Below are 21,559 nucleotides of genomic sequence, written 5' to 3' on the forward strand. Positions count from 1 at the left end.
TTCAGTGCAAGAAAACAAGTTAATAGTTACTTCAGGATAAACTGGATTTAGTTTGTCCTAGCACCTAGCACCTTCAATCATTTCCCCAGCGCTTTATCTATTTCTTCTCTTAACCGTGGGCCTTTTAGGTTTTCAGCCATGATTTCGGCAACTTTTGTATTGCTACTATTTTCAAGAGTGGTAATTCGTTCTGCTAAATCACTGGCATAACTATTATTGCCGTCTCTTGTGGCACGAAAAAATTGGCCGATGAGGGCTGTGGCAGAAATATTGCGAACATAATCATTATCGTCAGTTTGTAACAGTTTTTGAAAATGCTCAGCGAGCTTAGGCGATACGTTATTTTGGCGAGATAAATTCTCTAAAGTACTGACACGAATCTTAGGATCATTCGTGTATTCGCTAATGCTTATCATGGCATCGATTACTGCATTTGCTTGGCTGTCGTCCAAGTCGCGTCTGAGCATACTGAGGGTCATTTTTAGTTGCCCGTAGGCAGCTAAGCGCTCATTTTCGGACTTACTCAAATTGAGTAAGGTGGCAAGAGCTTCATTTATTGAGCTGTCGGCATATTGTGGGTCTGCTTTGATGCGTTCGCGGTAGTCATCAGGTAAATTACTTAGCCAGCCAAGCGCCGGATTTCTTTTTTCAATTTCGACTCGTCGCTCTTTTTCTTGCTGTTCCATTGCTTGTTTAACTAATGAGGCAAGTCGCTCAGGATCAATTGTAGGCGCTTTATTTTCAAGCTCGTGAATGCGTGTTTCGAGATCTAAAATATAGCCATGTAAGGCGACTAGATTTTCTCTGTCTTGCTCTGGAATGGCCAACTCTTTTAAGTTAGGTTTTGCTTGCTGAATAACTACAGGCTTGTCATTAGAGTTTGCTTTTGTATAGCTATAAATTGATAAGCCAAGTGCAATGCTTGCAAATGCCAGCGCAGTATTCCCTTGCCAAGTCGACATATCACATCATCCAAGTTGCTTTGTAATATCAGCAGATTAAAACAAGCTATTTGTATTATCAAATACTTATGATGATAAAAATAAAAAGCGCAGCTAGTTAGCTGCGCTTTTAAATAGAGTTTATGCCGATTAATGGGCTTTTGCGTATGCTTCAGCTTGTTGCCATACACGTAGCATATTGCCACTTAAAATCTTTTTGATGTCTTTATCACTATAACCACGGTCCATTAGACCTTGCACAAGGTTAGGATAGCTAGATACATCTTTTAAGCCAGTAGGTAGAGAGTCGCCTACACCATCGTAATCTGAGCCAATCCCCACATAATCGATACCAATTAGCTCAACTACATGGTCAAGGTGATCAAGTACTTGTTCTAAGCTTGCAAATGGAAACGGGTTTTTAGCGCGATAAGCAGCATCAAAATCTTTGCTTAGCTTAGTACCGTCTTTTTTCTTTTCAGCCTTTGCTGATTTAAGTTGATCGTACCAAGAGCCTGCTTTTGCTGTAACAAAGCTTGAACCGAAGTTAATTTGAATAACACCACCATTCTTTTTAAGAGCTAACAGCATGTCGTCATTCATATTACGCTCAAAGCCAGGAGTGTATTTACGCAGTGACGAGTGTGAAGCAATCACGGGTACTTTCGATATTTCCATCACTTGGTAAAACGCATCATCAGAAATATGCGATACATCAACCAGCATACCAATGTTGTTCATTTCTTTTACTAGCTCTTTACCGAATGGGCTAAGGCCTTTCCACTTACGACGAATATCATAAGATGAATCAGAAATGTGGTTACTCTGCGAGTGAGCTAGCGTGATGTAACGTACGCCACGCTCATAAAAATGCTTAAGGTTTTTAATGTCGCCTTCGATAGGTGAGCCGTTTTCCATGCCCATAGCAATCGACATTTTACCTTGTTTAAACTGCTCTTTAATATCGGCAGTTGAGTCAGCAATAGCGAATTTACTTGGTGCGCGTTGCACAATCGCTTCCATAGAATCGATTAGCTGATTTGCTAATTGATAGCTTTTACCTTTGCCTTCAAATTCTAGGTTTGCAAGAATGTAAATTGACATGAAAGGAGCGTTCAAACCACCTTGCACAGCACGCGGATAATCAAAGTCACCGTCGCTTGTAGCTTTGGTTACGTCAGCCCACTTGTTATGAATGCGGTAAGGCACATCGATATGGGTATCGATTAAAATAGTGTCTTTTGCCAGTTTAATGGCTTTATCTGATGCAGTAACCTGATCTGCATTTGCTTGACCAATTAAGGCCAAAGAAACTGCGGCAACCAGTGAGCTTAGTTTTTTCATTTTTTAATGGCTCTTTAAGTTAAAAAGCCATTGTGAAGGGTTACAGTGTAACTTACAAGTTTAGTCGTTAAACGACGCTTGGTACTCTGGGTCAGCTTGTAGAGCAATGAATTCAGCTTTGGATATAATCGTCACTGACTCATGTAACTCAGAAAAAAACACCATGGCTTCACCATTTTTAAGCTGTTGATGAACCTGCGCTACTTTGCTTTCAATGCTAAATTCTTGTTCGCCGTAATCAGTGCCTTCACGTAAAACATAACTTTCGATTAAATTATACAGAGTCTCTTTATCGAGGCGTTCGTGGGGAATGATCATAACTGCTCTTTTTTAACTAATTGTTGAAAATACTCAGGCACAATTCGTTCAAGCCAATATTCGGGCTTAAAAGGGTTTTTACCGCTAATAAATCCAACATGGCCCCCTTGTTCTGAGATGCGCAGCGTAACATGTTCACTCACATCTAAGCTATCTGGCACGGCTTTTATTGATAACATCGGGTCATCTTTGGCGTGCACAATCAGCGTAGGTGTTGCAATGCTTTTTAAAAATGGTTTTGCACTCGCTTGCTGATAGTAATCTTCAGCACCGGCAAAGCCATGCAATGGTGCCGTGAGCATATTATCGAATTGCCATAAGTCATCAATCGCCATGAGCTTTTCTGGCGTTAGGCTAATTTGCTGTTCGATTTGTGGTAGCTTTCTTTGCATCGACTTTTTCATACGGTCGAGTAAATACTTTTGATAAATCTTACCTAAGCTTTTACGAATAACTTCGCAAGATGATGACAAGTCAAATGGTGCAGACACAACGGCTGCGCCAGTTAAGTTTGATTTAGTACCTTGCTCACCTAAATACTTTGCCAGTACATTACCACCTAACGAAAAGCCTACGGCAAATAACGGGCGTTTTGGAAACTTGCTCTTCAGGTGGTTGATGAAAAAGCGCAGGTCTTCTGTTTCGCCGCTGTGATAAGCACGTGCCAAACGGTTAACTTCGCGAGAGCAGTTTCGAAAATGCATTAATACCACCGCAAAGCCTTGCTGCTTAAGCTTTTTCATCATGCCTTTAGCATAAAAGCTGTTTATATTGCCTTCTAAACCATGCAATACAATAGCGAGGGGTGCTTGCTCGTTATGAGGTGTTGCCCAAGCCAGTTCTAAAAAGTCGCCATCTGGAGTATCGATTGTCGATAAGTCGTAGCGGGTATTATGAAAAGGGCGAAAAAAGCGCGGCATTATGGTTTGTAAATGGCGATTGCGCATCCACCACGCAGGCTTAAACTCAGGTAACATAGCTGACACTTTCGAAACAAAATAAGCGCCTATTGTAGCAAGTTTTTGCTTTTTGAGAACCGCTACAAGATTTTAGCTAGCTGCAAATAAAAAGCCCCTAAACAATAAATTGGATAGGGGCTTTGTGCGTCGTGCTTAATTCTTACTTAGGAACTTCTGCGTCGTGTATTTTCTTAATAAAGAAACCAACATAGAAAAGGCATAAAACGATAACAACTGCCAAAATGCCGAATGACATAAATAAAACTGGGTCGCTAAAAAAATCTCTGAAGAATACGTTCATGGTTGTGCCTCCTAATGTCTATGAGTTAATCATAGGCTGGCTTGAGGGCGGCTGATATGATCCAGATCAAGCTATTTTCCTGATGCTAAATAAGCCGATTTAATAGTTGATTTGGATCAAGTTTATTAGGGTAGGTTGGTTTGAGCGCAGCGAAACCCAACGTAAATAGAGCTATCAGCTTTCAGACGTCAGATCAGAAGAGTGGGGTTGGTTAGTGTGGTGTCTCACTCAGTATTTGCCCTGTTCACTCTTCGGGTAGGTTGGTTTGAGCGCAGCGAAACCCAACACAATCCATGTAAACCTTTTCTTTGGTAAACCCAAACCACATTAAAGCACTCCCAAGGTTATGCTTGACCTAGAACCTAGAACCTAGAACCTTTACCCTCGCTAACTCGCTAACTCGCTAACTCGCAACTTTCCTATGAACTAATTCACTCATTTAGCACTCTTAAAAATAAAACGAGGCGCTAGGGTGTTAAAAGGGAATTACAAAGCATGGATCATCTCGATTGCGCTACATGCTGTGCTTTTATTGCTATTTGCTCGATATGGAAAGTTTGTGAAACTCCCCGCAGTCGCTGAACCGCCAAAAGTAATCAACGCGTATGTGAGTGTTGATTTAACTTCGTTACCTAGCTTGCAGAAGATCCAAGAAAAACCTTCACCTGAGCAAACAGAAGGAATGCCTGATGAGGTTAATTCTTTGCCAAAAAACGAAAAAGCTTCGCAGAGTAGCTCTGAGCAGATAAGTGATTCTAATACAGTTAATCCTACAAAAGATGAACCAAAAAAAGCTACCTCGGAGGTTGTAGGACCTAATCAGGCACTTGAGAATTCAAAAATAACCGAATTACCCTTTAAAAAGCTTAACCCGTATGCGCCAATCCCACAGCTTAATTTTGAAAATGGTTCTGCTAATGCGTCTTTGTTTGAGCAGGATGAAGCCGCTAATGATAAATCGCCTACAGGCAGGGTTACGGTGCCCGCACAATTAACCGTCTCTGATAAAGCAACTGTCGTTTGGCAAAATGGCGATGGCAGCAAGCGTATCGAGGTACTAAATGGCATGTGTTACGGCATAGATTTTAATTCGGTGTTTGGTAAATCTGGAGTGCCAAGCGGATCCCCAAGACCCTGTGAAGATAAAGAAGCAAAACTATTTAAAGATATAATGAATAAGTGGAGTAAAAAGTAATAACAAAACACTTTACCTCAACTTAACTTGAGCTTTTAAAGTAGCGTTTTTTGTAATGGATATCGCTATGAACTCACTAGAAAACTATTTATTAAGCCTACAAATCAATTGCTATCACACATCAGTGATACAGGTTTCTCAAGTACAAATGCGTATTTGGCAGTCATTACAAAATAGTTCTAGTTATGCAAATAGCGTAATCGAAGAATTTGAATTAAGCGGACAACCTCTTAGTTATCAACATGCCGCCCTATTTACGCTGGTTTTACAGCAGCTCGGTTATAAAATAAAGCCAACAGCAGAAAATACTTTGTCGGTAAGGCATAACCATTTGTTACATGACATTCGCCTTGTCGAGCAGTTAAACCCTAATGAGGCTTAAGTCATGCTTTACCGTATAAAAAGGCACTTAGCCGAAACTAAGTGCCTTGGCTTAACGAAGTTACCAAATCATTTCTACAAATTCTGGGTGATCCACAAATGGGTTGCGGTTACCTTGATGTTCATAAGCAGCTTGGTTACGGTCAAGCTCTAATTGGCTCACTGGATCCTCGTTATGCCACTTTAATAACATAGTAACGACCCAGCTCTCAAAGACCTGATCAGATGAACCATTCAGTACAGCGTTACTGTAAGTTGTGTTGTTTTGCCATGAGCCAATCACGTTTTCATAGCGTGTTGCCATATAGAAATAGGCTCTTGCAAAGTCACCTTTAAATTCATCAATAGGTTCAAAAACCGTTCCTGAGTAATTTAATGAGCTAGCAGCGCTGCCTAATTTGCTGCCGTTACTAGAGGTATAGCTTGCACTAGCTACTTCACCAAATGGGTAGTTACTGCGTTTTGAATTGACATAACCATCAGTGGCAAAAATGTGATGTACGTCTGAATTCATTGGCTCAACTGTTCCACCAAACCAACTTTTTGGGAAAGAATGCTCACGGTTGTAGCAATCTGCTTCGCTGTTGTATGTACCACATTGGTCGCTCACAGCAACATAGTTGTAGCTGTCTTGGCCTGCAGGGTTTTCTGAATAACGGTCTAAAATAGAGTTGTCGTTTTCAAAATACTTATCGCGTGAAGCAACATCATAAAAACTCCAAATAGCTGAATAGCCCTGCGAGTTGTGACCTTTGATAATGTTGTATAGTTCTGTTTTCAGTGCATAACCACTAAGGCCTTGGGTTGTTACATAGTACCCCGTTGGCTCTGTTGGGGTTGTACCACCGCCGTTACCGCCACCTGAGCTATCACCTAAACTAAACGACGTAGCGTCTGAGCTTTGGAAGCTTGCACCACTGGCAAGTACTGTTTGACCGAATGAAAGGCTATAGCTACCGTTACCGTAAGAGCAGCATATGCCATCACCATAGCTATCAAAAATAGTAAAGGTATAGTCACCATCAGTTAAGCATGCTTGCTCACTGTATTGAGTATTTGCTGCATAGCTGCCGCCTGATGCTACTGCACTACCTTGGCTATTGGTGATTTGCCAACTGGTTTCTTCCCCATAATTATCGGTAGTGAGGGTTAAAGACACTTGGTTATCGGCGCAGCTGCCCGTAGGTGGTGGAGTTGAGTCTGTATTTGGTGCAAAGTTATCTACATAAACGACTTCGCTGCCATCAAAACCAGTTACATCGTAAAAGCGCAGGCCAACATTAATTGATGTGGTCGCAGAGGCTGTGTACTGATAACTGATTTGTTGCCATTGATTGGTTAATGCTGAGTTAGAATAGCCTTGATAGCCATCAACTACTAAGCGAGCTTTTACGCCACCTTCTGTATGGTAAACCCAAGCAGAAAACTCATAACTTTCACCCGCCACTACCTCTACTAATTGTTGTAAATCGGTATTACTTTGGGTGCCAGTATTAACCACGACTTGTGCTGAGTAATTACCTGAGTAAACCACATTAGTATTAGCGCTAAGACTAATACCGCTATCAATAGTGCTCCAGCTTGCAGGGGTATTTGCTGACCAGCTTTCGAAGTCGGCGTTACTAACATTTGCCAATGCTGAACTTGCTAAACAAAGTAAGCTACTGGCTAGCATATATTTTTTACATGTCCCGTGTGACATTGTATTTTCCTTTTTATATTTTAATAGTTTTTGCTGTTCTCAAAATGAACACAGCGAGTATAGGCTAATTGGCTTATGTTGCAATAATGTTAATTAATAAAAGGTTTCTTATTTGGGAATTTTTGCTTTTAATATGTTTTTTTTGGATAAATACTAAATTAATAACTAAATGGAATATCAAAGCAGATTCTATTCTTTTTTAATCGCCTCAGACCTCGTTATTCTTCACGCTCAGATAAACCTTTAAAGCATTTCTATTGAGTCTTTAAAGTCGAAAAAATTGTTCGCGAAATGACAGTAGCAAGTTCGTTTCGCAGTTAACTTTTCAGGGTTACGAGGAATAAATTCATGTTGTTAAGTCAACTAAATGCAGCGGCGAGCCCGCTATCGCAAGAGCAAGTACAGAAGCTGCAAGGCTTAGTGGCTGAACTTAATCCAATTCAGCAAGCGTGGGTAAGTGGTTACTTAGCTGCGAATGCCAACGCAGGTGCATTAACCGGTGGTGTTGCTGCCACTCCAGCTGCAGGTGAAGCACCGCCGCTAACTATTTTATACGGCTCGCAAACGGGTAACGCAAAAGGCGTGGCGAGCAAGTTAAAAGAGCAGGCAGAGTCGCGCGGTCTAACTGTTAAGCTAGTAAACATGGCTGACTACAAACCAACAGCCCTGAAAAAAGAAAAGTTTATCACGGTTGTTGTTTCAACCTACGGTGAGGGTGAGCCACCAGAAGACGCTGAAAGCCTTCATGAATTCTTAACAACTAAAAAAGCACCTAAACTAGATGGTGTTAAAGTGGCTGTGATTGGCTTAGGTGATTCAAGCTACGAGTTCTTCTGCCAAACAGCAAAAGATTTTGAAGAGCGTTTTAACAAGCTTGGCGCAGAAACTATTTTCCAGCGTGCTGACCTAGATGTAGATTACGATGATGAAGCAGCTAAGTGGATTGATGGTGCACTTGATGCGTTTGAGCCTGATCTTAAAGCGCAGCAACAAGCAAGTGGTGGTCAAGTTGTGGCTATGCCATTTGGTGCAGCGGCACCAGCAGCAAGCCAATACACCAAGCAAAACCCATTTGCTGCAGAACTAAGTGTTGTGCAAAAAATTACCGGCCGTGATTCAACCAAAGATGTGCGTCATGTTGAAATCTCATTAGAAGGTTCAGACATTACCTATACACCTGGTGATTCGCTAGGTGTTTACTTCTTAAATGACGAAGCGCTTGTTGATGAAGTACTTACGCTTACACAAATCGATGCATCTAGCACGGTTAAACTCGGCGACGAAGAGCTAACTATTCGTGATGCATTAATCGAAAAATTAGAATTAACTCAGTCGTATCCAGGTTTTGTTGAAAAATACGCAACAGCAACTGGCAGCCCTGATTTATTAAAGTTAGTTGAAGATAAAGCGGCAATGCGTGAGTACATCGAACCTCGCCAAATCTTCGATATTATTCGTCAAAACCCAGCTCAGCTTGAAGCACAAACCTTAGTAGACTGCTTACGTAAACTACAAGCACGTTTATATTCGATCGCATCTAGCCAAGCAGAAGTTGAAGAAGAAGTTCACTTAACTGTGGGTCTGGTTGAGTTTGATGCATTTGGTAGCGAGCACTTAGGTGGTTGTTCTGGTTATTTAGCACGTCGTGCTGAAGAAGGCTGCAAAGTAAAAGTATTTAGCGAGCATAACGATAATTTCCGTTTACCGGCTAATGATGAAACGCCAATTATCATGGTAGGTCCGGGTACGGGTATTGCCCCATTCCGTGCGTTTTTACAAGAGCGTGATGCTCGTGAAGCAAGTGGTAAAAACTGGTTATTCTTTGGTAACCCACACTTTACTCAAGACTTTTTATACCAAGTAGAAATTCAAGGTTACTTGAAGTCAGGCTTACTGACTAAAGTGGATGTGGCGTTTAGCCGTGACCAAGCGGAAAAAGTATATGTTCAAGACAAACTTCGCAAAAACAGCCAAGAAGTATTTGCTTGGTTAGAAGCGGGTGCTCATTTCTATATCTGTGGTGATGCAAACCGTATGGCGAAAGATGTTCATCAGGCGCTTGTAGACATTATCAAAGAAAATAGCGGCAAAGATGATGAACAAGCTGAGCAATATTTAAAAGATTTACGTAGCGCAAATCGCTATCAGAAAGACGTGTACTAATCACGTTTAAAGCTAACAGCCGTCACTGTAACAAATTTAGGAAATACCATGAGCGAACAAGACAAAAACGTAAAGCTTTCTGATAACGAGCGTTTGAAAAGAGAAAGTAACTTTTTACGTGGCACCATTGAGCAAGATTTAAAAGACGAGATAACCGGTGGTTTCACTGCTGATAACTTCCAACTGATCCGTTTCCACGGCATGTACCAGCAAGATGACCGTGATATTCGCCCTGAGCGCGCTAAACAAAAATTAGAGCCGTTACATAATGTTATGTTACGTGCTCGTATGCCTGGCGGTATCATCAAGCCAGAGCAATGGTTAGCGATTGATAAGTTTGCTGAAGAGAAAACCAGCTATGGCAGTATTCGTTTAACCACGCGTCAAACGTTCCAGTTCCATGGTGTGCTTAAGCCAAACATTAAAGGCATGCATCAAATGCTTAATAGCGTGGGTATTGACTCAATTGCAACGGCGGGCGACGTAAACCGAAACGTATTATGTACAACGAACCCAGTTGAATCTGAGCTTCACCAAGAAGCGTACGAGTGGGCAGCGAAGATCTCTGAGCACCTATTACCAAAAACTAAAGCATACGCTGAAATTTGGTTAGATGGTGAAAAGAGTGAAACCACAGAAGAGCCAATTTTAGGTTCAACTTACTTACCACGTAAGTTTAAAACCACAGTAACAATTCCACCGAACAATGAGGTGGATGTGCATGCGAACGACTTAAACTTTGTGGCAATTGCAGAAAACGGCAAGTTAGTTGGTTTTAACGTGTTAGTGGGTGGTGGTCTTGCGATGACTCACGGTGATACAGCAACGTATCCTCGTAAAGCAGATGACTTTGGTTTTATTCCACTTGAGCACACGTTAAAAATTGCTGAGCACGTGGTGTCTGTACAACGTGATTGGGGTAACCGCTCAAATCGTAAAAATGCAAAAACTAAATACACACTTGACCGTGTAGGTTCTGATGTATTTAAAGCAGAAGTTGAAAAACGTGCCGGTGTTCAATTTGAGCAAAGCCGCCCGTATGAGTTTACTCACCGTGGTGACCGTATCGGTTGGGTTGAAGGTATTGATGGTAAGCATCACTTAACGCTGTTTATCCAAAGTGGCCGTATTTTAGATTACCCAAATCAACCTCTTAAAACAGGCTGCCGTAAAATTGCGGAAATTCACCAAGGTGATTTCCGTATGACTGCAAACCAAAACTTGATCATCGCAGGTGTTCCGGCTGATCAAAAAGCGGTAATCGAAGAGATTGCTCGCAACCATGGCCTGATTGATGACAGCCATACAGAGCAGCGTAAAAACTCAATGGCGTGTGTGGCATTACCAACGTGTCCGTTAGCGATGGCTGAAGCTGAGCGTTATTTACCAAGCTTAATTGAGAAAACTGAAGCGTTATTAGCTAAGCACGGTATCAGCGATGACAACATTATTATGCGTGTTGTGGGTTGTCCGAATGGCTGTGGCCGCGCCATGTTGGCAGAAGCGGGTCTGGTTGGTAAAGGTCCGGGTAAATACAACGTGTACTTAGGTGGTAACCGTGAAGGCACGCGTATTCCTAAATTGTATTTAGAAAATGTTGGCGAAGACGTATACCTAGAGGCATTCGATAAACTTATTGGCCAATGGGCAAGTGAGCGTAATGAAGGCGAGTGTTTTGGTGATTTTGTAATTCGCAAAGGCATTGTTGCTGAAGTTAAAGTTTCAGTAACTGATTTTCACGCATAATTTTATAAGCGACACCGCTTTAAGGTTTGGAATTAACCATGAGTGAATTTAAAAACATCTTAACGATGAGCAAAGAAGACCAAACAGCCATGCTGGCTGATATAAATGGCCTTCTGGCTGATAAAAGCGCAGAAGAGCGTGTTGCATGGGCACTTGAAAACTTACCAAGCACACACTTTTTGTCGTCGAGCTTTGGCATTCAAGCGGCGGTGATGTTGCACTTAGTAACATCGCAGCAGCCAGATATTCCTGTGGTACTGACTGACACTGGTTATTTGTTCCCTGAAACCTATCAGTTCATCGAGCAAATGACGGAGCGACTATCGCTTAATCTTAAAGTTTATAAAGCTGAGCTTAGCCCTGCGTGGCAAGAAGCGAAGTTTGGTAAGCTTTGGGAGCAAGGTGAAGAAGGCATTAAGCAGTACAATCAACTGAATAAAGTTGAGCCAATGACTCGTGCCTTAAACGAGCTGGGTGCAGGTACTTGGTTTAGTGGCTTGCGTCGCGATCAGTCATCTAGCCGAGCTGATAAGCAAATTGTTGAAATCAGCCGAGGGACTGTGAAAGTGTATCCGCTTATTGAGTGGAACAACCGTGATATTTATCAGTATCTAACTAAGCATGATTTGCCGTATCACCCACTTTGGGAGCAAGGTTATGTGTCGATGGGCGATGTTCATACAACCCGTAAACTTGAACCGGGCATGACAGAAGAAGAGACACGTTTCTTTGGTTTAAACCGTGAATGTGGCTTACATATCGATGGTGATGGTATCTAATCCTAAATTCCTATCAGAATTTTCGTAAAGCGCAACCTAGGTTGCGCTTTTTTTGTGTTATTTATATACAATCCCTGGCTCAATTTTATGAGAGAAAATTATGAGTCGTGTTATTGCTTTTTTATTGTTGCTATTTATTGCGCCTTTAGTGCGAGCAGAAACTTTGAGGGTTGCGCTTTATGACACGGATTACCCGCCATATCATTTTGCTGACAGAAGTAATAAAGGGCTTGTTGATGAGTTATTAATTCGTTTTGCTGAGAAATATAATCATGATATTCAATACATGCTGGTACCTGAGGTGCGTTCACAGCATTTACTTGATGAAGGCAAGGTTGATGTGCGCTTAGAGTCTGAGCAGTGGTATCGCGGAAATAAGCAATACTATTGGAGTGATAGTATCGCTGTTGTAGAAGATATTTTAGTGATGCCGAGTGGTTGTCATATTCCAGCAATTGGTGAGCTCGGCGGTTATGTGTTAATGGCCCGCTTTGGTTATACCTACCCGCAATTTGAAGCATTGTTTGCTGCTGGCAAGTTGCACCGTGAAGACTTTTACTCTGAAATAGATATGCTGAAGGCTTTAGTTGATATGCAGCAAAATCAACGTGTTGCTGTTATCGCAAAAAACACACTGCAGTGGTATGCCTCAAAAAATAATGCTTTTAAAAAATTCACGGTGAGTGATTACAGTGTTGGTAAGGCGTCGATGCAATTACAGTTTGCTTACAATGAAAAGGGTAAGCGTATCAGCGAGCAATTTAACGAATTTATGAAAAATCTTAAATCATCCGGTGAATTTGCTAAGATTGAGAGTAACTACCAATAATCGGTAAATCGAATGATTAAGCGTTTTTGTTATCTTGCGGTTATGTTGCTACTGACCAGTGTTGCCCTGCTGTTTTATATTAAAAAGCCAGACGGTAAACCTTACCTAGAGCTGAGCATGTTCGAGCGTTACTCAGACAAAGTAAGTGGTGATGTGAGTGATTTTGCTTCGCAAAGTGCCGATACACTTACCAGCCAAGCAAAAAAGCTCACTGAGAAGTTGAGCTTGAGCAAAGACGCAAACTCATATGTCGTCGTGTATAAATGGCAAGATGAACATGGTCAGTGGCACTATGCTGATACCCCTCACCCTAATTACGTAAGTACTGCGGTAAGTTTAGATCCTAACGACATAACAGTGTTACCCGCAGAGACATTTCAAGCTGATGAAGAGCAACCAGCAACCGTTAAAGCTAACGAAGCACCTTCAGCGCTTGGCGTATACGACCCTAAAAATGTACAAAAGATGATGCAAGACGCTGAGCAAGTAAAACAGCTTATGGAGCAACGTAACAAGCAACTTGAACAGCAGCTCAAAGAGCAAGGTGGAAATTAGCTCTGTTTGTTATGTGCTTTTAGATCGCTTTCCATTTTCATAAGTAAAATAGTGAGATAAATTTTAGTGGGCAAAGAGAATAACACACCAACAGCAATACACGCTGCGCTGATCATAATGCCATGTATACCCATGCTATCACTTAAGTAATTGCCGGCTAATAAAGAGTGCCCCAATATAATTAGGCAAATACCTAAAATAATAAAGGTTTTTAAGATTCGAATGATGGTTTGTTCAGTCATACAAGCACCTCACTTTAGCCTTAATTAAAGTGTAGGTGCTGTTGTCATTAATAGGATTGTTCTAAATCAAGCAATTGTTGATTATCTATCCAATTTTACTGGGCCGTTGATGTTATCGATGCTTAAATCACCTGAACCCGCTTCGATAATAGTTAGGCCGAGTGTGTCATCCACATAAATGCTGCCAGAGCCATCGGTAATGGTAACCAGCCCTTTGATTTGTCTTACATCTATATCGCCAGAGCCATCTTCGATAGTAAGCGCACCAGCCAATGTTTTAATGCTGATACTACCTGATTCATCAATAATACGTGCAGGGCCTTGGCTGTTTTCGATGCGGATATCACCAGAGTCATCTTCAATATCAATACGCCCTTGCCCTTGGTCTATCATAATTAAGCCAGAATCGTCTTCAATGCTGATATTGCCGCTGACATTGCTAATGCGAATATCCCCCGAGTCATCATCAATATTAATAGTGCGACCCCCTTCGATCACAATTGAGCCTGAATCATCATCAATGCTGATATCGTTTTGCATTGCACGTATCACGATATCACCTGAGTCATCATCGATATCCAAGTTAAGGGTACTAGGCACAGAGACGATTAAATCAATATGAGGTGATGAGCCACTGTAAAACGATAAGCTACCATTATTGAGCTTACTGATAAGCTCTGCGGTGTCGCCGTGCTTTTCGAGGGTTAGTGTATAAGTTTCATCGCCTTTAGCCGCATAGATATTAGCATTCACTGTGATAGCCGTGGCGTTGCTGTCGCCTTTGATGATCAGTGAACCGGCTTCGGCATCAATTTTTAATTCGTTGATATTTGCAGCCGACACGCTTAAGTCTTGTTGTTTTTGTTCTGCGATTTGACCCGGAGAGACATGAATAACACAGCCTGTTAATAATAAACTTGATGAGATGGCCGTTGCGCAAATGGCGCGTTTGAATGATGCAATAGTCATAGGGATTCCAAAAATTATTGTGATTTTTATCTGGTTAGCATTTGCAAACTATGGTCCAATTTTAACATGCTGATTTTTATGTGCTTTTCATTTTTTGTAAGTAAGTGTGTTGGTCTAAACTGCAATTTATTAGTGATTTAAACAAAAAAGGGGCTGAAAATTCAGCCCCTTAGTTAACTTAACAGCTATTACTGCTCAGCCAGCATATTACGCAGTACATACTGTAAAATACCGCCGTGTTTGTAGTAATCCCACTCTTTCGGGGTATCTATACGCACATCAACACTAAAGCTAATTTGTTTGCCTTCACTGTTAGTGGCAATCACACTGACTTCATTGGTTTTGTCATATAAGCCTTCAAAGTCGAATGATTCTTGGCCGGTTAGACCCAGTGACTCATAGCTTTCACCTTCTTTAAATTGTAGGGGTAAAACACCCATGCCAATCAGGTTTGAACGGTGAATACGCTCATAGCTTTGTGCAATAACGGCTTTAACACCAAGTAAAAGTGAGCCTTTAGCAGCCCAGTCACGTGATGAACCTGTACCATATTCCGCGCCTGCTAAAATGATCAGTGGCGTGCCATCTTGCTGATATTGCATCGCTGCATCATAAATGCTGGCAAGCTCATCGCTTGGCTGCATACGGGTTACACCGCCCTCGGTACCCGGTGCTAATAGATTACGTAAACGCACATTAGCAAAGGTACCGCGCATCATTACTTCGTGGTTACCACGGCGCGAACCGTACGAATTAAATTGTGCTTTTTGTACACCGTGCTCTTGCAAGTAAAGACCTGCTGGTGCATCCGCTTTAATCGCACCTGCTGGCGAGATGTGGTCAGTGGTAACTGAGTCACCTAATTTTGCTAAACAGCGCGCACCACTAATGCTAGGAATGCCAGGAGGCTCAATCTCCATACCATCAAAGAATGGTGCTTTTTTGATGTAGGTTGACGCATCATCCCAATCATAAAGTTTGCCATCAGGAATTTGAATTTTCTGCCAACGATCATCGCCTTGATACACATTGCCATAGCTTGATGCGAACATTTCTTTGGTTACAGTTTCGCGGACGAGTTCGTTCACTTCACTAACACTTGGCCAGATATTTTTTAGATAAATGTCATTACCATTAGGGTCTTGCGCAAGCGGCTCGTTATAAACGTCTATATCTGTACGACCCGCAATTGCGTATGCAACCACAAGAGGTGGTGACGCTAAGAAGTTCATTTTCACATCTTGGTGAATACGCCCTTCAAAGTTACGGTTACCCGATAAAATAGAGCTTACAACCAGTTTATGCTTTTGAATTGCATCGGTGATTTCATCAGCTAGTGGGCCTGAGTTACCGATACAGGTTGTACAACCATAACCGACAAGGTTAAAACCTAATGCATCTAAATCATCCATTAAGTCGGCTTTTTTCAAGTAATCAGTCACCACTTGTGAGCCTGGAGCAAGTGAGGTTTTAACCCATGGTTTAACCTTTAAGCCCAGTTGCTTAGCTTTTTTAGCCACCAGGCCAGCAGCTAAAATAACACTTGGGTTTGACGTGTTTGTACAACTTGTAATTGCAGCAATGACACAGGCACCATCATTAAGCTCAAACTCTTCGCCTTTAAAGTTAACCTTAGCTGCGCCCATAAACTGAGCTTCGTTCACTGGCTCATCAGGGTTAGTTGTTGGGCCTTCATCCTCAATGCGCGCCTCTTGAACATCGCTTTTATCGCGATGTTGCATACGCTCTTCTTGAAAGCCTTTTAAGTGCTCACCAATAATGCTACCTGCTTTATCAAGGGCAATTCTATCTTGCGGGCGCTTAGGTCCAGCAAGGCTTGGCACAACATCATCAAGTGATAACTCTAGTGTGTCGGTATAATGAGCTTCATCGCCAGGGTTACGCCATAAGCCTTGGTGCCTTGCATAGTCCTCGATGAGTTTAAGTTGCTTGTCATCGCGGTTTGTTAAACGTAGGTAGTTAATGGTTTCATCATCAATTGGGAAAATACCGCAGGTTGCACCATACTCAGGCGCCATGTTTGCAATAGTTGCACGGTCTGCAAGCGGTAAATCAGCAAGACCATCACCATAAAACTCAACAAATTTACCCACTACGCCATGGTTACGCAGCATTTCTGTTACGGTTAGTACCAGGTCGGTTGCAGTTGTGCCTTCTGGCAGGCGACCATTGAGCTTAAAGCCAATGACCTGTGGAATGAGTAAACTGATCGGTTGACCAAGCATTGCGGCTTCGGCTTCAATACCACCCACACCCCAGCCTAATACCCCAAGACCATTGATCATGGTGGTGTGCGAATCGGTTCCGACTAGGGTATCTGGGTAGGCGAGTGATTTACCATTTTTACTATCGTTAAATACCACGCGGGCTAAATATTCTAAGTTAACTTGGTGTACGATGCCAGTTGCTGGTGGCACGACTTTCAAGTTATCGAAGGCCGTTTGCCCCCAGCGTAAAAATTCGTAACGCTCTTTGTTGCGCTCATATTCAAGTTTCGCATTTAAGTCGAATGAGCCATCTTCACCGTAGCCGTCAACTTGCACTGAGTGGTCAATAACAAGCTCAGCAGGTGACAGCGGATTAATTTTTGCAGGGTCGCCGCCAAGTTTTTCCATGGCATCACGCATCGCGGCTAAATCGACAATGGCGGGTACGCCGGTAAAATCTTGCATTACAACGCGAGCAGGCGTAAACGCTACTTCTGCTGATGGTTTCGCTTGAGGGTCCCAGTTTAGTAAAGCATCGATATCTTGCTTTTTAATATTAACGCCATCTTCATTGCGCAACAGGTTTTCAAGTAAGATTTTTAGAGAGAATGGCAGACGTTTTGCTTTGTCACCTAAACCTTGTAAAGAGTGAATATGGTATTGCTCACCATTAATCGTAAGCTGTTTTTGGGTATCAAAACTGTTATTCATTATTTGCCCCTGTGGTTTGAGCAAGCAATTTGGCTTGCTTTGTTGTTTCCTTTTCGAAATAGACACAGTGTTATTGCAAACTTAATACCAGCTGAGAAATTCATCTAGTTGATGAAAAAATATGCTACCTGATATAGTTGCTGCTGATGTGATTTATTTCAAGGGAAGGAGGCAGATAAAAAGGGTAGTCACTTTAAACTACCCTCAGAAATAAGTGTTTTTAGTTAAGCCAGTTTTGTTGTTTACCTTTATGACTAATAAACAGTAATAGTAAACCAATAACGATAACACACAATGGCATTGCTAATGCGCTAGTACCAAACATAGCAAGGCTATCTATCACCACAAAATTATAATATTGCTGGACTAATACGGCGATAAACGAGATTAAAAATAACTCGCGCGCAAGGGCTTTTTTTGCCAGTAATAAGATGCTCGCGAAGCTTGCTGCAAACACGGCTATCGCAAAGGCAGCCGTTGACCAGAGCGGTATGTCGCGGTATGCGGCTTGTTGTGCTTCGGGGAGTTGGTTAATCATTTCGGGTGTGATCAACAGTTGCATTACGAACGCAATGACACCTAAAAGATTCCATACAAGGGCTGCCCAAGCAAGTGGCTTGAGCCAAGCTGGAGGGTTCATAAATCACCTTTTATTGTTGTTATAATCGCATTCAATTAAAGGTGATTTATGCTAACTAAGCAAGCTCTAGTTAACCAAACGAGATAGGGCGGCGACCGGTTTTTTCGTCTACTTTTGGCTTTTTAGTACGTTTACGCTTTGATTTTTTTGGCGCTTCTTCAGCGCTTTGTGGTTGTGCTTTTTGTACAGGTTCCGGTGGGCGAGGATTTGGTGTTGCATCTTCGCTTAGTGTCAGTTGGAACAACTCACCATCGAATGCCAACACGTCACCACTGTATAATTTTTTCCGTTTTATTGTACAAATTTCATAGTTAACCCCAACATAACCTTCACCAATTAAGGCTTTTGCTTGGCCGCCTGTTTCGACTAGGTCGAGCACTTTTAGCAAGTTACATAACTCTATTGGCTCTTCTTCTAGTTCAATTTCGATGAAATCTTCGTTCATGTTGGTCTCTCTTAATTCAATCGCAGCCATTATAAAGCCTAGCACTCAATTGAACCAAGATTAAATTTTTAAGCTCTTCAGCGGTTAAAATTTGCAGCAATAAATAATCTGACATTTTTATAAACAGTAAAAAAACTGCAGTATTTACTGGGTACACTGCGCGCGTTTGGAATTGGTGTACAAATTGCTAAATGCATGTCCGTTTCATTTTTTATTCGTTCAGGAGAAGTTGTAATGGGCGTAAGATCAGCGCTAAGAAAAGAGTTAATGGGTTTGCAAGATTCGTCATTGCTTGCTGCAGATGATGTGCGAGCTTTGTTAACGCAAACAATTAAGTCTCAGCCTGAAAAGTCAGAACAAGGTTTTGCGTTAATTTCGCGCTTTAATGATAACCATAGCCAGTTAAGTTCAGGTGAAACAAACAAAGAAAAGCTGCTTCAGCATCAAACTCACCGTTTATTTAAAGATATTCTATATACCCGTCAAAGTGTTAATAGTTGGCTAAAAAAACATCTTAATTGATTTATTGTTTTTCTCACTTTAGACTACGTTTGTAATCCAAAGTGAGAATGAACATGAAAAGGATAATTTCAGCAGCCATATTTTTAATTTTGGCAGGTTGTCAGCAAGCTACAGTCTACGTATACACAGAAAACCTTGAACAGTCGCAGTTGCAATCATTAGAGCAAGCATTAAATAAACAAAGCTTACCCTATGAATATACCCAGCTTCCTGTGCCAAGAGAGTTTACTGATGCAACCTTAATGCTATCGAGCGATAAAATTCTTACTCATGAAGCCGAGCAACTAGCTGAAATTATGCAGGGACTGGGTTATCAAGCTGAAATTAAGTACACCGCAGATGCCAATCACTTTTACAATCATGGCAATATTGGCTTTTACTTAAGAGCTAAAAATACCACCACCAGTTTTACTATGCCGGCTCGTGTACTCACCACTGGGTGCGTTGAAGACAAGTATAATGATCTTGCAGTTACATTTAATGATAAGCAGGCGCACATTACCCTTACAAGTGGTAGAAAAGTCTCCCTAGATTGGGATTATTTATATGGCTACCTAGTCATTTATTATAAAAATTATTCGCAAACATACAGTCATTTAACGCCAGAAGTGAGCACTCCTTTTGGTATGAAACCATCAGATACTTACCGTTACACGGCACGTGTTAATAGCCCAAGTTGGTTAAATTGCTCATTACAAATTGTCTATATGGACTAGCTTCGCGACTCAAGGTAATTACTAAGCTTAGTAATACGCTCACTCATGCCTTCGATTATGCGATCTTTAATTTTCTCACGGATCACATTGGGTAAGCGGGTGAGTGCTTCAGGGGAAATAGCTAACAAAATGGTATCGACTCTAGCGCGTGCACTGGTACTGTGCTCTCGGTTATTGATAAATGCGCCTTCCCCGATAAATTCACCGGGCTCAATGGTGCCAAGTTCGAGTAAATGACTTTGTTTGAATACCATCAGTGAGCCGCTAAGCACGATATAAAGTCGTTTATCAGCATCATACTGTTTGAAAACAGCACGGCCTTGTTTGACCAAATACAAATGACTGAATGACTCTAATAACACTTGTCGTTCACTGAGAGTAAACTCTCTAAAGAACGACAATCTGTTAATAATTTCCATTTGTTTAATTAGTGGAATGTGCTCGATTAACTTCATTGACTCACATAGGTATAGCGCGAAATTAGCTAATATTGCGCTCTTTTAGCTTGCGGGTCAATGTATTGCGGCCCCAACCAATCTTCACTGCGGCTTCTTGCTTGTGGCCAGCACAGTTGGCAAGGGCGGTTTTAATCAAACGAGTTTCGAGTTGTGCTTGAATGGCAGGCCAAATATTTTCTTTGCCTTGTTTAAGTTCAAGGTTAAGCCATTGTTGAAATGCATCCAGCCAATCACCTTCTTGCTCAGTCGGTGCAACAGCAACAATCTCTGGTGGTAAATCTTGCTCGCTGATCAGCTCACCCGGTGCCATAACCGTTAACCAGCGGCAAGTATTCTCTAATTGGCGCACGTTACCTGGCCAATTGAATAAGCGCAGTTGCTCAGTAGCTTTAGGGCTTAAAATTTTGCTTTCAACCTGCAGCTCTTTGGCACTTTTATGTAAAAAGTGTTGTGCTAGTCGTTCAATATCTTCAGTACGCTCACGTAGCGCGGGTAAGCGTAAACGCACAACGTTTAAGCGATGGAATAAGTCGTCACGAAACTTACCTTGTTTTACCAAGTCTTCGAGGTTTTGGTGTGTTGCAGCAATAATACGTACATCAACTTTAATGCTTTGATGGCCACCAACACGGTAAAACTCACCATCGGCTAACACGCGTAATAAACGCGTTTGTACATCGAGTGGCATATCACCTATTTCATCTAAAAATAAGGTGCCGCCATTCGCTTGTTCAAAACGGCCTTTACGAATACTGTCGGCTCCAGTGAACGCGCCTTTTTCGTGACCGAATAACTCTGACTCGACCAATTCTTTTGGAATGGCAGCCATATTCAAAGCTATAAATTGGTTTTCTTTACGAGGGCTGTGGTTATGCAGGGCACTTGCCACTAGCTCTTTACCTGTCCCTGACTCACCATTAATCAGCACGCTCATACTTGATGCTGATAATTTACCAATTGCCCTAAACACCTCTTGCATAGCAGGCGCTTCGCCTATGATATGCGCATTGGTTTGTGGTGCTTGCTTACGTTTAGTTTTTTTCGTTGAATTAGCACGGCATGCGCTTTCAACCAGCGCGACAGCTTCATCTAAATCGAACGGTTTAGCGAGATACTCAAATGCCCCTTTTTGGAAAGCATTTACCGCCGAATCTAAGTCTGAGTGAGCGGTCATGATGATCACTGGCAGGCCAGGGTTTTGCTCAGCAATAGTCTCAAGTAACGCCATGCCGTCCATACCCGGCATTCGTACATCAGATACTAATACCGTTGGCTGGCTAAACTTTAATGCATTAAGCACATCTTGTGCGTTCGCATAGCTTTCAGTTTCAAATCCTGCACGTGCCAACGCTTTCTCTAGTACAAAGCGAATCGAGGCATCATCATCAACTAACCAGACTGTTTTCATGACTACT

22 protein-coding genes are annotated in these 21,559 nt (G+C 41.8%); 9 read left to right on the forward strand and 13 right to left on the reverse strand.

Translation table 11 applies throughout. From position 1 onward, the window contains the following. Positions 1 to 77 precede the first annotated feature (77 nt). The 5 genes from HUS62_RS05890 to HUS62_RS05910 form a co-directional block, all read right to left on the reverse strand. Positions 78 to 962, reverse strand: a complete 885-nt coding sequence (locus HUS62_RS05890) for a hypothetical protein (protein ID WP_175078866.1) — start codon at positions 960 to 962, stop codon at positions 78 to 80. A gap of 129 nt (positions 963 to 1,091) precedes the next feature. Further along, positions 1,092 to 2,285 (reverse strand): dipeptidase, encoded by a 1,194-nt coding sequence (locus HUS62_RS05895; protein WP_175078867.1) that lies wholly within the window; start codon positions 2,283 to 2,285, stop codon positions 1,092 to 1,094. 60 nt (positions 2,286 to 2,345) lie between these two features. Next, positions 2,346 to 2,603: a YheU family protein gene (locus HUS62_RS05900; protein ID WP_054554495.1), complete on the reverse strand. Its 258-nt coding sequence runs from the start codon at positions 2,601 to 2,603 to the stop codon at positions 2,346 to 2,348. Further along, the gene (locus HUS62_RS05905) at positions 2,600 to 3,580 is read right to left on the reverse strand and encodes a hydrolase (RefSeq protein ID WP_054563919.1); all 981 of its coding nucleotides are present in this window, start codon (positions 3,578 to 3,580) and stop codon (positions 2,600 to 2,602) included. The genes HUS62_RS05900 and HUS62_RS05905 overlap by 4 nt, the downstream gene beginning before the upstream one ends. 142 nt (positions 3,581 to 3,722) lie before the next feature. Continuing rightward, positions 3,723 to 3,863: a DUF3149 domain-containing protein gene (locus tag HUS62_RS05910; protein ID WP_119852677.1), complete on the reverse strand. Its 141-nt coding sequence runs from the start codon at positions 3,861 to 3,863 to the stop codon at positions 3,723 to 3,725. Positions 3,864 to 4,335: 472 nt separating this feature from the next. Between HUS62_RS05910 and HUS62_RS05915 the strand changes: the two genes are divergently transcribed. Both HUS62_RS05915 and HUS62_RS05920 read left to right on the forward strand, forming a co-directional pair. Continuing rightward, entirely contained in the window at positions 4,336 to 5,058 is a 723-nt protein-coding gene (locus HUS62_RS05915) for a hypothetical protein (RefSeq protein WP_175078868.1), read from the forward strand. Between the two features lie 67 nt (positions 5,059 to 5,125). Continuing rightward, on the forward strand, positions 5,126 to 5,440 hold the full coding sequence (locus tag HUS62_RS05920; RefSeq protein WP_175078869.1) for a hypothetical protein: 315 nt from the start codon (positions 5,126 to 5,128) through the stop codon (positions 5,438 to 5,440). Between the two features lie 60 nt (positions 5,441 to 5,500). Here HUS62_RS05920 and HUS62_RS05925 read toward each other — a convergent pair whose 3' ends face one another. Next, entirely contained in the window at positions 5,501 to 7,141 is a 1,641-nt protein-coding gene (locus HUS62_RS05925; RefSeq protein WP_175078870.1) for an endonuclease, read from the reverse strand. A gap of 348 nt (positions 7,142 to 7,489) precedes the next feature. Here HUS62_RS05925 and HUS62_RS05930 point away from each other — a divergent pair, with 348 nt between their 5' ends. The 5 genes from HUS62_RS05930 to HUS62_RS05950 all read left to right on the forward strand — a co-directional run bounded on the left by HUS62_RS05930 (position 7,490) and on the right by HUS62_RS05950 (position 13,213). Next, positions 7,490 to 9,304 carry an assimilatory sulfite reductase (NADPH) flavoprotein subunit gene (locus HUS62_RS05930; protein WP_175078871.1) on the forward strand — a complete coding sequence of 605 codons (1,815 nt, stop codon included), beginning with the start codon at positions 7,490 to 7,492 and terminating at the stop codon, positions 9,302 to 9,304. Positions 9,305 to 9,352: 48 nt separating this feature from the next. Then, positions 9,353 to 11,050, forward strand: a complete 1,698-nt coding sequence (gene cysI, locus HUS62_RS05935) for an assimilatory sulfite reductase (NADPH) hemoprotein subunit (RefSeq protein ID WP_119853731.1) — start codon at positions 9,353 to 9,355, stop codon at positions 11,048 to 11,050. 38 nt (positions 11,051 to 11,088) lie between these two features. Then, positions 11,089 to 11,829, forward strand: coding sequence for a phosphoadenylyl-sulfate reductase (locus HUS62_RS05940; RefSeq protein ID WP_062566680.1), 741 nt, complete (start codon positions 11,089 to 11,091; stop codon positions 11,827 to 11,829). A gap of 100 nt (positions 11,830 to 11,929) precedes the next feature. After that, on the forward strand, positions 11,930 to 12,658 hold the full coding sequence (locus tag HUS62_RS05945) for an ABC transporter substrate-binding protein (protein WP_175078872.1): 729 nt from the start codon (positions 11,930 to 11,932) through the stop codon (positions 12,656 to 12,658). Between the two features lie 12 nt (positions 12,659 to 12,670). Next, a complete protein-coding gene (locus tag HUS62_RS05950) occupies positions 12,671 to 13,213 on the forward strand; it encodes a DUF4124 domain-containing protein (RefSeq protein WP_175078873.1) in 543 nt (180 codons plus the stop codon). Here the strand turns inward: HUS62_RS05950 and HUS62_RS05955 are convergent. From HUS62_RS05955 to HUS62_RS05975, 5 genes are all read right to left on the reverse strand, one after another. After that, on the reverse strand, positions 13,210 to 13,455 hold the full coding sequence (locus HUS62_RS05955) for a hypothetical protein (protein WP_058584005.1): 246 nt from the start codon (positions 13,453 to 13,455) through the stop codon (positions 13,210 to 13,212). The genes HUS62_RS05950 and HUS62_RS05955 overlap by 4 nt on opposite strands. Positions 13,456 to 13,536: 81 nt before the next feature. Next, positions 13,537 to 14,424 (reverse strand): hypothetical protein, encoded by an 888-nt coding sequence (locus tag HUS62_RS05960; RefSeq protein ID WP_175078874.1) that lies wholly within the window; start codon positions 14,422 to 14,424, stop codon positions 13,537 to 13,539. A gap of 188 nt (positions 14,425 to 14,612) precedes the next feature. After that, the gene (gene acnA / locus HUS62_RS05965; RefSeq protein WP_175078875.1) at positions 14,613 to 17,363 is read right to left on the reverse strand and encodes an aconitate hydratase AcnA; all 2,751 of its coding nucleotides are present in this window, start codon (positions 17,361 to 17,363) and stop codon (positions 14,613 to 14,615) included. Between the two features lie 220 nt (positions 17,364 to 17,583). After that, positions 17,584 to 18,003 carry a hypothetical protein gene (locus HUS62_RS05970; protein ID WP_054563443.1) on the reverse strand — a complete coding sequence of 140 codons (420 nt, stop codon included), beginning with the start codon at positions 18,001 to 18,003 and terminating at the stop codon, positions 17,584 to 17,586. Positions 18,004 to 18,073: 70 nt separating this feature from the next. Then, positions 18,074 to 18,448: an RNA-binding S4 domain-containing protein gene (locus HUS62_RS05975; protein WP_054563502.1), complete on the reverse strand. Its 375-nt coding sequence runs from the start codon at positions 18,446 to 18,448 to the stop codon at positions 18,074 to 18,076. Positions 18,449 to 18,682: 234 nt separating this feature from the next. Here HUS62_RS05975 and HUS62_RS05980 point away from each other — a divergent pair, with 234 nt between their 5' ends. Next, positions 18,683 to 18,970: a hypothetical protein gene (locus HUS62_RS05980; RefSeq protein ID WP_062566674.1), complete on the forward strand. Its 288-nt coding sequence runs from the start codon at positions 18,683 to 18,685 to the stop codon at positions 18,968 to 18,970. Between the two features lie 53 nt (positions 18,971 to 19,023). Beyond that, on the forward strand, positions 19,024 to 19,686 hold the full coding sequence (locus HUS62_RS05985; protein ID WP_175078876.1) for a hypothetical protein: 663 nt from the start codon (positions 19,024 to 19,026) through the stop codon (positions 19,684 to 19,686). Here HUS62_RS05985 and HUS62_RS05990 read toward each other — a convergent pair. Continuing rightward, the gene (locus HUS62_RS05990) at positions 19,683 to 20,141 is read right to left on the reverse strand and encodes a cyclic nucleotide-binding domain-containing protein (protein WP_054563446.1); all 459 of its coding nucleotides are present in this window, start codon (positions 20,139 to 20,141) and stop codon (positions 19,683 to 19,685) included. The genes HUS62_RS05985 and HUS62_RS05990 overlap by 4 nt on opposite strands. Positions 20,142 to 20,166: 25 nt before the next feature. Next, positions 20,167 to 21,552, reverse strand: coding sequence for a nitrogen regulation protein NR(I) (gene ntrC / locus HUS62_RS05995; RefSeq protein WP_062566672.1), 1,386 nt, complete (start codon positions 21,550 to 21,552; stop codon positions 20,167 to 20,169). Positions 21,553 to 21,559: the final 7 nt, after the last annotated feature.

Origin of the sequence: Pseudoalteromonas sp. 0303, assembly GCF_013349995.1 — a bacterium.
Classification (GTDB): Bacteria; Pseudomonadota; Gammaproteobacteria; order Enterobacterales; family Alteromonadaceae; genus Pseudoalteromonas.